Annotated in this window: 12 protein-coding genes and 4 pseudogenes; 5 read left to right on the top strand and 11 right to left on the bottom strand. The window is 61.7% G+C overall.

The genetic code is table 11. The features are described 5' to 3' along the window. Both DM806_RS25840 and DM806_RS25835 read left to right on the top strand, forming a co-directional pair. A pseudogene (locus DM806_RS25840) lies at positions 1–596 on the top strand (IS5 family transposase); the annotation flags it as partial. An 86-nt stretch (positions 597–682) separates the two neighbouring features. Beyond that, a pseudogene (locus DM806_RS25835) lies at positions 683–1,653 on the top strand (IS110 family transposase). 427 nt (positions 1,654–2,080) lie between these two features. Here the strand turns inward: DM806_RS25835 and DM806_RS27500 are convergent. The 4 genes and pseudogenes from DM806_RS27500 to DM806_RS25815 form a co-directional block, all read right to left on the bottom strand. Then, positions 2,081–2,238, bottom strand: a pseudogene (locus DM806_RS27500) (2Fe-2S iron-sulfur cluster-binding protein); the annotation flags it as partial. Beyond that, entirely contained in the window at positions 2,238–3,083 is an 846-nt protein-coding gene (gene fghA, locus DM806_RS25825; protein ID WP_179046008.1) for an S-formylglutathione hydrolase, read from the bottom strand. The pseudogene DM806_RS27500 and the gene fghA, both read right to left, overlap by 1 nt. A 3-nt stretch (positions 3,084–3,086) precedes the next feature. Next, positions 3,087–3,488 carry a VOC family protein gene (locus tag DM806_RS25820; RefSeq protein ID WP_179046007.1) on the bottom strand — a complete coding sequence of 134 codons (402 nt, stop codon included), beginning with the start codon at positions 3,486–3,488 and terminating at the stop codon, positions 3,087–3,089. A 30-nt stretch (positions 3,489–3,518) separates the two neighbouring features. Beyond that, a complete protein-coding gene (locus DM806_RS25815; RefSeq protein ID WP_179046006.1) occupies positions 3,519–4,631 on the bottom strand; it encodes an S-(hydroxymethyl)glutathione dehydrogenase/class III alcohol dehydrogenase in 1,113 nt (370 codons plus the stop codon). 190 nt (positions 4,632–4,821) lie between these two features. Between DM806_RS25815 and DM806_RS25810 the strand changes: the two genes are divergently transcribed. Continuing rightward, positions 4,822–5,727: a LysR family transcriptional regulator gene (locus DM806_RS25810; RefSeq protein WP_179046005.1), complete on the top strand. Its 906-nt coding sequence runs from the start codon at positions 4,822–4,824 to the stop codon at positions 5,725–5,727. A gap of 34 nt (positions 5,728–5,761) precedes the next feature. Further along, positions 5,762–6,073 (top strand): annotated as a pseudogene (locus DM806_RS25805) (ATP-binding protein); the annotation flags it as partial. 300 nt (positions 6,074–6,373) lie between these two features. On the opposite strand, the gene DM806_RS25800 reads toward DM806_RS25805, so the two are convergent. Genes DM806_RS25800 through DM806_RS25775 form a run of 6 tightly spaced genes read right to left on the bottom strand, consistent with a single transcriptional unit; the run spans position 6,374 to position 11,958 of the window. After that, a complete protein-coding gene (locus DM806_RS25800; protein WP_179046004.1) occupies positions 6,374–7,351 on the bottom strand; it encodes an ABC transporter substrate-binding protein in 978 nt (325 codons plus the stop codon). A 3-nt stretch (positions 7,352–7,354) separates the two neighbouring features. Then, on the bottom strand, positions 7,355–8,443 hold the full coding sequence (locus tag DM806_RS25795) for an LLM class flavin-dependent oxidoreductase (protein ID WP_179046003.1): 1,089 nt from the start codon (positions 8,441–8,443) through the stop codon (positions 7,355–7,357). A 17-nt stretch (positions 8,444–8,460) separates the two neighbouring features. Beyond that, positions 8,461–9,723 (bottom strand): rhodanese-like domain-containing protein, encoded by a 1,263-nt coding sequence (locus DM806_RS25790; RefSeq protein WP_179046002.1) that lies wholly within the window; start codon positions 9,721–9,723, stop codon positions 8,461–8,463. Continuing rightward, the gene (locus tag DM806_RS25785; protein ID WP_179046001.1) at positions 9,720–10,334 is read right to left on the bottom strand and encodes a cysteine dioxygenase; all 615 of its coding nucleotides are present in this window, start codon (positions 10,332–10,334) and stop codon (positions 9,720–9,722) included. The genes DM806_RS25790 and DM806_RS25785 overlap by 4 nt, the downstream gene beginning before the upstream one ends. Continuing rightward, on the bottom strand, positions 10,331–11,122 hold the full coding sequence (locus DM806_RS25780; RefSeq protein ID WP_179046000.1) for an ABC transporter ATP-binding protein: 792 nt from the start codon (positions 11,120–11,122) through the stop codon (positions 10,331–10,333). The genes DM806_RS25785 and DM806_RS25780 overlap by 4 nt, the downstream gene beginning before the upstream one ends. A gap of 2 nt (positions 11,123–11,124) precedes the next feature. Further along, positions 11,125–11,958 (bottom strand): ABC transporter permease, encoded by an 834-nt coding sequence (locus DM806_RS25775; protein ID WP_256869502.1) that lies wholly within the window; start codon positions 11,956–11,958, stop codon positions 11,125–11,127. Positions 11,959–12,252: 294 nt separating this feature from the next. On the opposite strand from DM806_RS25775, the gene DM806_RS25770 reads away from it, so the two are divergent. Next, the gene (locus DM806_RS25770) at positions 12,253–13,089 is read left to right on the top strand and encodes a LysR substrate-binding domain-containing protein (RefSeq protein WP_179045999.1); all 837 of its coding nucleotides are present in this window, start codon (positions 12,253–12,255) and stop codon (positions 13,087–13,089) included. 21 nt (positions 13,090–13,110) lie between these two features. On the opposite strand, the gene DM806_RS25765 is transcribed toward DM806_RS25770, so the two are convergent. Beyond that, positions 13,111–14,058 carry an NAD(P)-dependent oxidoreductase gene (locus tag DM806_RS25765; RefSeq protein ID WP_179045998.1) on the bottom strand — a complete coding sequence of 316 codons (948 nt, stop codon included), beginning with the start codon at positions 14,056–14,058 and terminating at the stop codon, positions 13,111–13,113. Position 14,059 lies beyond the last annotated feature (1 nt).

The following is a 14,059-nucleotide window of genomic DNA, read 5'->3' as shown; positions in this document are numbered from 1 at the left end:
CGGTGGAGCCGGCTCGGGGTGTTCAACAAGATTTGCTCCGCCCTTTCGGCGCAAGGCGGCAAGACTGACCAGTTGATGATCGATGCGACGCATCTGAAGGCGCACCGAACCGCAGCCAGCCTGCTCAAAAAGGGGCTTGCGGGATAATGATCCCCCGGATCATTATCTGACCCGCTGCGCTCCCAGACGTATCGGACACACCAAAGTCGGCCTGAACTCGAAGCTCCACGCCGTGTGCGACGGCAAGGGCAGACCGCTGGTCATGCTGCTCAGCGAGGGCCAGATGAGCGACTACAAGGGAGCAGCCCTGATGCTCGACGCTTTGCCCCGTGCCAAAGCCCTGCTCGGCGATCGAGGCTATGACGCCGACTGGTCTCGCGGAGCGCGGCATCACCGCCTGCATCCCGTCAAAGAGGAACCGGAAGGTCCCGATCCCGCACGACGCTATGCTCTATCGCCAGCACCACAAGATCGAGAATATGTTCGGCAAGCTCAAGGACTGGCGACGCATCCACACTCGCTACGATCGATGCGCTCACACCTTCATGTCCGCCATCTGCATCGCAGCAACCGTCATCTTCTCGCTCAATCATTGAGTCATCGTGTAATTTGTGGCTGCTTCCTTGGGCCGGCTTAGCGACGCACACTTCTGGTTGTCGAAGCCTGAAGGAAGGAAGCAGCCATGGAGCACTATGCCGGATTAGACCTGTCGATGGAAACGACGCCTGTGTGTCGTCGATGCTGATGGACGCAAAATCGGGGCGCTGTGCGTCGACAGCACGCCGGAGGCGATTGCCACGGCGCTGGAGCAATATGGGCCGGTCGAACGCGCAGTGATCGAGACGGGCCGGATGACCCCATCGATCGCGCTGGGCCTGCGCAAGCTGGGTGTTGCAATCGTCTGCATCGACGCCTGTCAGGCGCACCAAAGCCTGAAGGCGATGAAGGCCAACAAGACCGATCCGCACGACGCCGCTGGCTTAGCGCAGCTGGCACGCATGGGGTTCTACAAGGAGGTGCACGTCAGGTCGCCGGCGGCACACGGCGTGCGCTCGGTCATTACTGCCCGCGGACATCTGGTCGAGGCGCGCGTCCGGCTCGACAACACCATCCGTGGTCTCTGCGCCACGGTTCCTCGCGCGGATGCAAGTGGCCGCCCCTGTCCCAGGTCTCGGCGAAGCGGTCGCATCGCTGCTCCGTGCCCGCGAGCGCCTCGTCGTGGAGATTGAGCAGCTGGACCGTCACTTGAAGGCGATCAGTACTGCCTCGCCGGTCTGCCAGGCCTTGATGAGCATCCCCGGCGTCGGTGTGCAGACCTCGGCCGCGTTCGCCGCAGCCGTTGACGACGCGAGCCGGTTCAAACGATCACGGACGGCCGGCGCCTACTTCGGGCTGGTTCCCCGTCGGCACCAATCGGGCGAACTCGACTGGACGGGCCGGATCACCAAGCAGGGCGACAGCACCGTTCGCAAGCTGCTCTACGAAGCGGCTAACTCGATCCTAACCCGCACCAGGCAGAGCTTCGCGCTGAAGACCTGGGCGCTCAAGATCGCAAAGCAGCGCGGCCTTCGAAAGGCCAGGGTCGCGCTCGCCCGCCGCCTCCCCGTCATCATGCATGCCATGCTGCGCGATGGTACTTTGTTCGAGACATGAGATACGGTAGAACCAGTTCGCCAGCGGGGATGCTCGCAAGCTGACCCGAGGCCGGTGTCCCGCGAGGGCAGGGACGGACGATCTGCGAAGGTGATCAGATGGGCTGCCAAGCTTGCTTCGAGTCAATGCAACGTCCGGCCTTGTGAGACCCCATACAGCACCACCGATCTCCAGACCGGCGCGTGCGGACAGATCCTTGAAACCCTCAAGGGACAACCGCCAAGCAACTGCAAATTACTGATCCTGAGCTTAGCGACTGGGGAAGCGATGGGATTGAATCCGTCGAACCCATACTGGCGCGCAGGGCGATGCCTGCCTGCGCGCCAGCATGGCCTGCGCCCACGATCAGAACGTCATAATAGCGCATTCGCACAGCCCCTCAATCAACATCATCTTCTCTCCCGGCCGCTCGACGACCGTTGCCACACACATAGACATGGCAAGTCGCGCAGCAACAGCATCCCCATACAAAGCGAGCAGTTCATCGAGGCCGTTGTCGCGGATCGCTTCCATCAATGACAAACCGGCTTGCGTTTACAGCGCATGTTCGGCGCCGTCGCGACCAGTCACGAAAATCTGGACCATCAATCAACCTTGCTGAGGCGGGCCGCATGCCAGCGCAGATGATCGGCCATGAAGGTAGAGATGAAATAATAGCTGTGATCATAGCCTGCACGCAGGTTCAACGTCAGGTCGATGCCCGCCGCCTTGCAGGCGCTCTCCAGCAGCTCCGGACGCAGCTCCTGCGCCAGAAACGAATCCGCGCCGCCCTGATCGACCAGAATTTCAGTCACGCGGGCGCCGTCTTCGATCAGCGCCACCGCATCGTGCCGACGCCAGCTAGCCCTTTCTTCGCCAAGATAACCGCCGAGCGCCTTTTTCCCCCAAGGCACGCTGCCGGGCGCGACGATCGGCGCAAAGGCCGATACCGACGCATATTTACCCGGATTGCGCAGGGCGATGGTCAAAGCGCCATGGCCACCCATCGAATGGCCCATGATCGACTGCCGCCGCATATCTGCGGGGAAATTCTCCGCGATCAGCGCGGGCAGTTCCTCGGTTATATAGGACCACATCTTATAATGGCGATCGAAGGGCGCCTGCGTGGCATCGACATAGAATCCAGCGCCAAGCCCAAAGTCATAGGCTCCCGTCGGATCGTCCGGCACACCTTCGCCGCGCGGCGATGTGTCGGGCGCGACCAATATCAGGCCGAGTTCCGCGCAGATGCGACGAAACTCGCCTTTCTCCGTGACGTTGGCGTGGGTGCAGGTCAGCCCCGACAGATACCATATGACCGGCAGCTTCGCACCGGGATCATGGGGGGGTACGAAGACCGAAAAAGTCATCTCGGTTCCCGTGGCGGCAGAGGCATGCTTATATACGCCCTGCTCGCCGCCGAACGCCCGGTTGGTGCTGACCTGCTCCATCGCTCAGTTGCCGTCCGTGAAGGTGTAGGCGCAGATTTTGTTGCCCGCCGGATCGCGCAGATAGGCGGCATAGGCGCCGGGCAGATGGCCACGAGGACCCGCCTCGCTTTCGCAGGTGCCGCCGGCAGCCAGACCAGCCGCATGGAAAGCGTCGACCTCGTCGGTGCCGGCCGCCGCAAAGCCGACGGTCACGCCGTTGCTGGAGGGGGCTTCGCCATCACCGGGGCGCAGGACCAGCAGAGCCGGCTTGTCTTTCCCGTAAAGAATGACGTTATCACCGAAAGGCCCCAGATTCTTGACACCCAGCGGCGCCAAAGAAGCGTCATAGAATGCCGAAGAAGCTGCAAGATCGCTCGCACCAACACAGGCATGCGAAAACACGCCGTCACCGGAAATGACTGCCATATTAATTCTCCCTCTCGTTTTGGCTGGTCGTTAGAAGACGACGACCGAACGGATGCTCTTACCGGCGTGCATCAGGTCGAAAGCTGTGTTGATCTCCTCCAGACCCATGACATGGGTGATCATCGGATCGATCTCGATCTTGCCGCTCATATACATGTCGACGATCTTGGGCACGTCGGTCCGACCCTTGGCGCCGCCGAAGGCCGTGCCACGCCAGTTGCGGCCGGTGACGAGCTGGAACGGACGCGTGGCGATCTCTTTGCCAGCTTCAGCCACGCCGATGATGATCGACGTGCCCCAGCCGCGATGACAGGCTTCCAGCGCGGTGCGCATCACATCGGTATTGCCGGTCGCGTCGAACGTATAGTCGGCGCCGCCGTCGGTCATCTCCACAATCTTCGCCACCGTCTCCTCGCGCGACAGACCCTTGCTGTTTAGGAAGTCGGTCATGCCGAACTTGCGGCCCCATTCCTCACGGTCGGGATTGATATCGACGCCGATAATCTTGTTTGCGCCAGCCAACCGTGCGCCTTGGATGACGTTGAGGCCGATGCCGCCCAGTCCGAAGATGACGACATTGTCGCCCACTTGCACCTTGGCCGTGTTGATGACCGCACCTACGCCGGTCGTCACGCCGCAGCCGATATAGCAGCTGGACTGAAAGGGCGCGTCCTCACGGATCTTTGCTACCGCGATTTCCGGCAGAACGGTGAAGTTGGAAAAGGTGGAGCAGCCCATATAGTGGAAGATCGGCTGACCCTTGTAGGAAAAGCGCGTCGTGCCGTCGGGCATCAGCCCCTTGCCCTGCGTCGCGCGGATGGCGGTGCACAGGTTGGTCTTGCCCGACAGGCAGCTTTTGCACTGGCGGCATTCGGGCGTGTAAAGCGGGATGACGTGATCGCCGGGCTTCACGCTGGTGACGCCCGGACCGACTTCGCGAACGATGCCTGCGCCCTCATGCCCCAGGATCGAAGGGAAAATTCCCTCGCTATCTAACCCGTCCAGGGTGTAGGCGTCGGTATGGCAGATGCCCGTCGCCATGATTTCGACCAGAACCTCGCCCGCCTTGGGGCCTTCCAGGTCGACCTCGACGATCTCCAGAGGCTTCTTCGCTTCAAATGCGACTGCGGCGCGGGTCTTCATCTCTCAATCCTCGTCATAATCAATTGGCCGACATGGCTCAGCACAGCTCGCAAAAATCCCACACAGCCCCGTGAAGATTCTTCAGGCAGCGCGTCACCATGCCCTTATTTCCGAGTCACTCTAGCGTTCTTTCGCAGGAGAGATAATATGGTAATTTGGAAAATATTTATTTCTTCACAGGGATAATCATATGTCGGCTTGGGATGGTATCGACGAGTTCATCAGTGTCGCCACAACAGGTTCCTTTACCCGAGGTGCGAAAGCGTTGGGCGTGTCGACAACGCATGTCAGCCGTTCGATCATGGCTCTGGAGCGCCGCGTCCAGGCCCAGCTCTTTCACCGGACAACCCGCTCCGTTGGATTAACCGACACCGGACGGGTATTTTTCGAGCGGTGCGAGCGCATCGCTGAGGATAGGGACGAAGCCATCGCACTGATTGGTGACCGCAGCGCACCTCAGGGAGAGTTGCGCGTAACTTGTTCGACGGCGATGGGTGAACGCTTCGTGGCGCCGATCATCCGCCGCTTTGCCATGCAGCATCCTAAGCTGGCCATATCTATCGAACTGTCCAATCGCGTCATTGATCTTGTTGGTGAGGGCTTCGATCTGGCGGTAAGAACGGGCACGATTACGGATCCCCGGCTCATCGCAACCCGCGTGGCATCGCGTAGTCTCTACACTTGTGCGGCACCAAGCTATCTTGCTTCTGCCGGTCGCCCAGCGCGGGTTAAGGCGTTGGAGGAGCATGAGTGCATCGCGGGAACTGCGAGCGCCTGGCATTTCACGGTAGATGGCCGCGAAATCATTCATCGTCCGAAGGGACGCTTCAGGTGCAACAGCGGTCATGCTGTCATGGAGGCGTGCATTTCCGGACTTGGTATCTGTCAGCTACCCGACTTTTATGTCTTACCCTACATAAAGCATGGCATGGTGGAGCTTTTATTGGAAGATGTTCAGGCTGCGGATGAGCCGATCTGGGCCGTTTATCCACAGCGCCGCCATCTGTTGCCAAAAGTGCAGCAAGTGGTGGATTGCCTTATCCATGAATTAGGCCCTGCCATGAATAGCCGGGGAAGTTCGATCTCATCTTCGTGATTAAAAATAGAATGATGTACTTAGGGTCGGATATTATAATATAGACCTGTTGAACCGGCTCAAAGCTGAAACCCGCGCACGGGAACCGGGGCGCTTCCCCGATCACCTGTCCCGGCTCAATCTCATGATCCTTGACGAACTCGGTTATCTGCCGTTCGCGCTGTCAGGTCGCCGCTGCTATTCAACCTCGTGAGCCAGCTCTACGAGGAGACCTCGATCATGGTGACGGCCCAACCTCACGCTCGGCGAATGGCTCTCGGCGTTCGGTGACGCCAAAATGGCCACCGCGCTACTCGACCGGCTCACGCATCATTGCGACATCTTCAAAACCGGCAATGAGAGTTAGCGCTTTACGAACCGCGAAGCGGCCTGAAACCCCGGAAGAAACGGCATCGGCATAGGGGTGAGCCGGCGGAGGGCGTAGCCCGGAACCACCTCACCCCATGCTGACGATCCTCGCACTACTATCAGAAGGGCAATGTTGGGCGCTTGTCATGGGCGAATATCCGGTGTCTATTGACACCACGAGTCCAAGAAATCCGTTCAGTATTCGGCGGATAGGAATGATATCTCATTTAACTTATTAGTTTGGAGATTGATTTATATTAATATCCGTAATCTTATATTAAATTTAGATGTATTTTTCCTAATGAAACTTATTGTTCCATCGAACTTGCCCAAAACTTGGATCGAAGGCTTGGACGACATCCCGCTTGCCTTCGATCAGCCCGGCATCGCGGAAGCGGGCAGTGATGTCCTGCTCATGCGCGATGACCTTCGCATCGATCGGCCGGGAAACGCGGTTGTTGCGATCGAAGCTGGCGCGGGCGATATCCAACGGCAGGCCGGTTTCCCTGGCCAGCACCTGCGCGAACTGATCGGGATGCGCGCGCGCCCAGGCGACCGCCTTGGCTTCACGCTGGAGGAAGTCCGCGAGCAGCGCCCGTTTCGGTGCGATGGAATCCGCATGGGCAATGTCGATATAGAGAGGCAGGCCGTAATCCTTCGCATCTACGACGGTACGCGCGCCTTCCTTGATCGCGACATTGGTATAGGGCGTCCAGGTCGCCCAGGCGTCGATCGACCCGCTGTCGAAGGCTGCTTTGGCGTCGCCCGGCGGCAGGAAGGTCACGCGCACCTTGTCGGCCGGGATATGGACGCGTTCCAGCGCCTGCAGCAGCAGATGATGACCGATCGACCCGCGCGTGGTGGCGATCGACTTGCCTACCAGCTGCTGCGCGCTCCTTATCTGCGATCCATTTTTCACCAGTATGGCGAGCGCTTCCGACGCCTGGTTGGCGGGTGCCTGCACGGCGATCGCCTTTACCGGACTGCCGCTCTGATAGGCGAAGATGAAGGGCGCATCGGCGGCCAGCCCCAGATCCGCCGCGCCGCCGCCGACCGCCTCCAACAGCGGTTGCGCCGCCGGAAACTCGGACCATTCGACCGTGTAGGGCGCACCCTTGAGCACGCCGGACGCGAGCATCATCGCGCGGACCTGTCCCTTCTGGTTGGCGACGCGCAGGATATTGTCATCGCTGCGCTTAAAAGTCGCGGCGGCGAGCCCGAGGCCCGCCACCGCGACAAGGGTCGCCGACAGGATGGCGACGTTTCTCTTCGACATGGATCAGCCCGCCAGTGCGAGGCCGGCGGCATCGCGCTCATCGACCTTGCGGCGCACCAATGGCAGCAATTCGCGGCCATAGAGGATGGAATCGCCCAGCGGATCGAAGCCGCGGATCAGGAAATGGTCGATGCCGATGTCATAATAATCGAGCATGGCGTCGGCCACCTGCTCCGGCGTGCCGACCAGACCGGTGCTGTTGCCTGCGGCGCCGGTCAGCGCTGCAACGCCGGTCCACAGTCGCTTGTCCTGCCGATTGGCGCTGGCGGTTTCCAGCAACCGCAACGCACCGACGTTCGGCGGGCGATGGCCAGTGAGCGGCAGGCCGGCGGCGGTGCGGTTTTCGCGCACCTGTTCCTCGATTTCCGCGGCACGCTTCCATGCGGCTTCTTCCGTATCGGCGATCACCGGGCGCAGCGAGAGCGAGAAGCCGGGGTTGCGGCCGTAGCGCGCCGCCGACTTGCGCACTGCGCGCACCGTTTCCTGCACCGCTGCGAGCGTTTCGCCCCAGAGGGCATAGACATCGGCATGGCGGCCGGCGACGTCGATCGCCTCCTCCGACGATCCGCCGAAGAAGACCGGCAGATTGTCGGGCTTGATCGCGCTGAACGCCTGGCGGATGTCGTAGAACTTGCCCTGATGGTCGAATGGCGTAGCCGCCGTCCATTCCTGCCGCAGGATCGTCAGATACTCGTCGGTGCGGCTATAGCGTTCGGCCTTCACCGTCCGAGTATCGCCGTCGCGGGCCATTTCCTCATCAGCGCCGCCGGTAATGATATGCACGGCGACGCGACCGTCTGACAATTGATCCAGCGTTGCCAGCTGGCGTGCCGCCACCGTCGGCTGGGTGAAGCCGGGACGATGTGCGACCAGGAAACCCAGTTTTGTCGTGATGGCGGCGGCATAGGCCGCGACGATCTGGCTTTCGGGGCTGTTCGAACCGAAGGGAATAAGGACGCGGTCAAAGCCGCCTTCCTCCTGCGCCTTGGCAGCCGCCGTGACATAATCCGTGTCGAGCGCGCGGCTGCGCACCGCAGCCTTGGTTTCCGACCCGTTGTTGAAGCCGATATAGCCGATGAACTTGACGCTCATGGAGATTCTCCCGAATTTCAGATGACGTAGAAACCGTGGGCGCCGTCGCGTTCCAGCTGGGCGACAAGGCCATATTCCCAGTCGAGATAGGCCTGCATGGCGGCAGCCTTGTTATCGGTGCCCTCATAAGGGCGCTTGTAGCGGCCCTCCGGTCCGCGTGGGGACGGCGCACCGTCCGAGCCGGTTTCCAGCGTGACAGCCGACCAGTTGACGTCGAGGATCGACACGTCCCAGCCGAGTTGCGCCAGCCAGGAGGCGGTCATGGCCGCGCGTACGCCGGTCGGGTCGGTCACGACGATGCGGGCACCGCGCACCGGGGCGTTATGATCGGTTTCCTGCACCAGTTGGCCACCCTGCGCATTGCGGAAGCCGGGCAGGTGGCCGCTTTCATATTCACGCGGCTGGCGCACGTCATAGAGGTAGAGGGTGCGGGCGGTGTCGGCCTTGAATGATTCCAGCTCTGCCCAGCCGATCCGCTTCACCCCTGCGCGATAGGCGACGTCGCGGGCATGGACATCGGCTTCAGCGATAGAGGTGTCGTCCACTTCCGGCGCAGCGCGGGTCTGGCCGGTTTCCAGATCCTGCCCAGCCAGCGTCCAGCCGATCGTGCCGTTACGCAATGCGAAGATCCTGTTCGGCAACCCGGCATTGACCAGCGACTGGGTACCGATGATGGAACGGGTGCGGCCGGCGCAATTGACGATGATCGTGGTATCGGGATCGGGCGCGATAGCCCGCGCGCGCAATACCAGTTCGGCGCCCGGCACGCTGGTTCCGGTCGGAATGCTCATCGTATGATATTCATCGTAGCGGCGCGCATCGAGGATGGCGATGTCGGCCTTTTCACGGATCAACGCCTGCACGTCCTCGGCGGCAAGACTCGGCGTGTGGCGACGATGTTCGACCAGTTCGCCAAACGCCTTGGAATAGCTGTTGACGTCCTCGAACAATTCATAGCCCGCAGCGCGCCAGGCAGCCAGGCCACCATCCAGTTCGCGCACATTGCTATAGCCCAGCCCCTCGAAACGGACCGCTGCCTTGCGCGCCAGCCCTTCGCCATTGTCGTAGACGATGATCGGCGTGTCGAGGCGCGGGATGCGCCAGCGCGCTTCCTCGTCGATACGTCGCAAGGGAATTTGCGCAGCGAAGAGCGGATGACCCTGTGCGAATTCATGTTCCTCGCGTACGTCGATGATGGCGATTTCGCTGCCGACCAGCAGGGCATGGCGGATGTCCTGCGGCGTTGCGGTCTGGATACGGTCCAGCGTGTCGGTGCTCATGCGGTTTTCGATCTGTCCCAGAGATTGGGGATCACGCCGTTGGCGTAACCCGAAATGAAGGTCTTGGGCGTGCCGTCAGTGGCATAGGTCGCCCGCTCGACGGCGCCGATATTGGCACCGTAGACATGGATGCTGATGGACGGCCGGTCGGCCAGACCGTTGGTCACGCGATGAATGTCGCCCACGCGCGGCGAGACGGCATCGACTTCGCCCTCGCGCAGCAGGTCTTCGCCCTCCGCCACCAGTCCGCCCGTCGGCAGGCGCCGGAAACGCTCGACCTTCTCCACGCCACGCAGCACGCCGACCAGACCCCAGACCCCATGGTCATGGATCGGGGTCGACTGGCCCGGTCCCCAGACGAAGCTTACGATACTGAAGCGCTCGCGACTGTCGCAATGGAGCAGATATTGCTGATAGCGGTCGGGATCAGGCTTTGTGAATTCCACCGGCAGCCAGTCATCGGTCGCGATCAGGCGGGCCAGAAGCGACCGGCCACTTTCCAAAATCGCCCGCTCATCGCGCGTCGCAGCCAGCAGGTCGGCAAAGGCCGTAACGAAACCACGCAATCGCGTCGTATCGACCGGCTTTTCGAGAGTGGCGACTGCGTTCATTCGGCCGCTTCGGCAATCGGCGCGAACCGCACCACACCGTCCCCATGATCGTCGCCACCCAAATGGGAGAGGAGCTTTTCGCGCAGACGCGCGGCGAAGCTGGCGCGCTCGCCGCGGGGGGCGGTGATACGCTCCTGCGCGACGATCCGCCCTGTGTCGAGCACCAGCACCCGATCCGCCAGCGCGATCGCTTCCTCCACATCATGGGTCACGATCAACACCGCGGGGCGATGGGTACGCCAGAGGGACAGAACCAGATCATGCATCCGGTAGCGGGTCAGTGCATCTAGCGCGGCGAAAGGCTCGTCGAGCAATAGCAGGCTGGGTTCGCGCACCAGCGCCCGGGCCAAGGCGACACGCTGCGCCTCACCGCCCGACAAAGTGAGCGGCCAGGCGTCCATGCGATGCCCCAGCCCCACTTCCTTGAGCGCCGCCTCGCTGCGCTCGCGCACCCCGTCGCCCTTCAGCCCCAATGTCACATTCTTCCAGACCGGTTTCCACGGAAGGAGACGCGCATCCTGGAACACGACGGCGCGGGATGTCGGAACCTCGACATCCTGCCCGCGCACTTCATCCAGACCGGCGAGCGTCCGCAACAATGTGGTCTTGCCCGATCCCGACCGACCCAGCAGAGCGATGAATTCACCCGGGGCAATGTCGAGGTCCAGGCCATCGATGATGGTGTTCGCTCCGAAGCGACGGGTAAAGTCGCGAAGACGGACTACCGGATCGGGATGGGGCTGGTGAACGGCGCTGTCCACCGTGGAAAAGCCGAGGCGAGCGTCCATGCTTAAAGCTCCACTATGCTGGGGCGCCAGATCAGGGCGCGGGCTTCGATGGTGCGGACCAGCCAGTCGGCGCCGAGGCCGAGAATGGCGTAGACCATGAGGCAGACGACGATGATGTCGGTCCGCATGAAGTCACGGGCATTGTTAATGAGATAGCCAAGCCCTGCAGACGCGTTGATCTGCTCCGCAACGACAAGAACCAGGATCGATACCGACAGGGCATAGCGCAGCCCCACCAGCAGCGAGGGCAGCGCGGACGGAAGCACGACATGCCAGACCTGCTCCCAACGGCTCAGACCGAAGCTCTTGGCCGCGTCAAGCAGGCGCAAATCCACACCCCGAATGCCGCTGTAAAGATTGAGATAAACGGGGAAGATCGTTCCAAAGGCAATGAGCGCGACCTTCGGGGTTTCCCCGATGCCGAACCAGACAATGAACAGCGGCGTAAGCGCAAGGGCGGGAATGGTACGCTTAATCTGCATGAGCGGATCGACGGCCAACTCCCCAGCCCGCGAGAGACCGGCGACCAGTCCCAGCGCCAGACCCAGGCCGACACCGATCAACAGCCCGGCGGCCACGCGGGCAAAGGACACCAGCAGATTGGACGGCAGTTCGCCGCTCATTACCATCTCGACGAGCGTGCCCAGGACGGCAGAGGGCGCCGCGAGCGTGCGTTCGGGTATTAGTCCGATGCGTGAACCGGCTTCCCACAGCAGCAGCAACGCCAATGGAGACAGCCAGCGGCCGCCGAAGCGGGACAGCGAGAAGCGCGGGGTCGTGGAAGCCAAGCGGCCACCATTCGCGCCGAATCTGTTATTGATCGTCAAAACCGCCATGTCCGGGCCTTTTATGAACTCGCCAACAAGCCCAACATGTATTGTCTACTTATTCAATTGAGTTTTTTGAGGCGGACATATCAGCATTCGTCATAGATGGCGTTCCGGAGGCATCACGCACTATTTAAACATTGGAATAAGGCGATTTTTCTTCTCTCAATCGCTCGCGCCAAGTTTTTCCTCGATACATTAAATCTCTACTATTTTGATTGATATATAAGCATCGGCGATAGATCGATGTCCCCGTTTCCGACACCGGATCGGCCATCTTCCCTTCTACGAAAGAGGTTCATCGTGCCGGTCAATCTGCCGACCAACTTGCTGCGCAGCTTCGTCGCCATCGTCGATACAGGATCGATGCTGAATGCGTCGGAACAGGTGTTCGTGACCCAATCCGCCCTCAGCCTTCAGATCAAGCGGCTGGAAGAGCTGGTGCAGCAGACGCTGTTCCTGCGCGAAGGGCGCCGCCTGAATCTCACAGCCGCGGGCGAGGTGCTGCTCGATTATGCAAGACGGGTACTGCTGCTGCATGACGAGGCGGTGGCCGCCGTGAGCGCGGGACGCTTCGCCGGGCCCGCGCGAATCGGCATGGTGCAGGATTTTGCCGACACGCTGCTGAGCGGCCTCCTGTCGCGCTTCTCCGAGTTGCACCCCGACGCGCAGATCTATGCGCGGGTCGCCGGGACCGCCGAGTTGCAGACGCTGCTGGAGCGCCGGGAGCTTGACATATTGCTGGGCTTCGCCGCGCCCAACGACAATCATGCGGTGACGGTCGCGCCGATGAGCTGGTATGGCGACACCGCGCTGGCCGATCGCGACGTCATTCCGCTCGCCGTCCTGGAGGAGCCGTGCCGTTTCCGCGAAGCCGCCATCCGAGCGCTGGAGGATGCCGGACTGCAATGGCGGATCACCGTTGAAACGCCCAATCTGGCGACTTTGAAAGCTGCAGTTGGCGCGGGCCTGGGCATTACCTGCCGCACCCATTTGTTTCTGGGCGACGACCAGGCGCTGGACCATGATCGCCTGCCGCCTCTGCCGCGCGTCGCAGCCATCCTGCGTTCCGGAGAAAAGCTGGACAAGGCCGCCCATCGCCTGGCCGAACTGGCGCGGGAGACGGTTCAGGCGCTCTGAACCGTCCCTTCATCGCGTCCTTCAATATCCCCGTGCGGGGTCGACGATATCGCTTGGCGCCTCGCCCCGCGCGAAGCGAGAAATATCGTCCCGCACCTTTTCCAGCAGACGATGGCGCACCAGCGTATGATTGCTGGAAACATGGGGCGTCAATCGGACATGCCGGTGCGTGTAGAGGATATGGCCGGCGGGCAGCGGCTCAGGATCGGTCACATCCAGCGTCGCGAAGCCCGGCCCATCGCCGCGGTCTAGCGCACGCACCAGCGCGTCCTGGTCGATCACCGATCCGCGCGCGACATTGATGATATGCGCGCCGGGCTTGACCCGATCGAACAGGGCGTCGTTGAACAGGTGGCGTGTCGCCGGCGTTGCCGGCACGGCTATGACAATATGGTCGGATTGCGCCACCAGCGTCTCGATGTCGCGGACATGCTCGACGCCACTAATGCTGCCCTGCATGCCGGAGCGGCGCAGTCCCACCACCTGAGCGCCCAGCGCCAGGCCACGCCGCGCCACCGCTTGTCCGATCGCTCCCAGACCGACGATCCCAATCGTCGTACCCGACACGCGGCCCAGCGGCACATTGATCCATTGGTCCAGCGACCGGGCCGTCACCGCCTCCAGATTCTTGGCATGGGCATAGATGGCTGCGATGACATAGTCGGCGATTTCGTCTGCCGCCACACCCCGCCCGCAAGTGACGAGCGGCGCATCAAGGAGCCATTGGGGATAGAAGTCGATCCCGGCCGAGGCGCTGTAGACCCATTTCAGACGGCCGGGCCATAGCGGCGGACGCATGGCCGAAGGCTGCCGCCAAGCCGGTGACGGACGAACCAGCAGGACATCCGCCTCGCTTGCCGCCAGCCATGGCGCGTCATCGGCGACATCGATGAGGATCGGTGCAAGCGGATGCTGGCCCAGGCCCCTGTTAAAATCGGCATCCAACTGACTGGCAATAATCAACGACATA

This window comes from Sphingobium lactosutens, from assembly GCF_013393185.1.
Lineage (GTDB): Bacteria > Pseudomonadota > Alphaproteobacteria > Sphingomonadales > Sphingomonadaceae > Sphingobium > Sphingobium lactosutens_A.
The sequence above is the reverse complement of the archived record's forward strand: the minus strand, read 5'-3'. Positions and strand labels throughout refer to the sequence as shown.

Coding starts and splice junctions, on each gene's coding strand:
- fghA (WP_179046008.1), bottom strand. CDS start 3,083: ATGGAGCAGGTCAGCACCAACCGGGCGTTCGGCGGCGAGCAGGGCGTA.
- DM806_RS25820 (WP_179046007.1), bottom strand. CDS start 3,488: ATGGCAGTCATTTCCGGTGACGGCGTGTTTTCGCATGCCTGTGTTGGT.
- DM806_RS25815 (WP_179046006.1), bottom strand. CDS start 4,631: ATGAAGACCCGCGCCGCAGTCGCATTTGAAGCGAAGAAGCCTCTGGAG.
- DM806_RS25810 (WP_179046005.1), top strand. CDS start 4,822: ATGTCGGCTTGGGATGGTATCGACGAGTTCATCAGTGTCGCCACAACA.
- DM806_RS25800 (WP_179046004.1), bottom strand. CDS start 7,351: ATGTCGAAGAGAAACGTCGCCATCCTGTCGGCGACCCTTGTCGCGGTG.
- DM806_RS25795 (WP_179046003.1), bottom strand. CDS start 8,443: ATGAGCGTCAAGTTCATCGGCTATATCGGCTTCAACAACGGGTCGGAA.
- DM806_RS25790 (WP_179046002.1), bottom strand. CDS start 9,723: ATGAGCACCGACACGCTGGACCGTATCCAGACCGCAACGCCGCAGGAC.
- DM806_RS25785 (WP_179046001.1), bottom strand. CDS start 10,334: ATGAACGCAGTCGCCACTCTCGAAAAGCCGGTCGATACGACGCGATTG.
- DM806_RS25780 (WP_179046000.1), bottom strand. CDS start 11,122: ATGGACGCTCGCCTCGGCTTTTCCACGGTGGACAGCGCCGTTCACCAG.
- DM806_RS25775 (WP_256869502.1), bottom strand. CDS start 11,958: ATGGCGGTTTTGACGATCAATAACAGATTCGGCGCGAATGGTGGCCGC.
- DM806_RS25765 (WP_179045998.1), bottom strand. CDS start 14,058: ATGTCGTTGATTATTGCCAGTCAGTTGGATGCCGATTTTAACAGGGGC.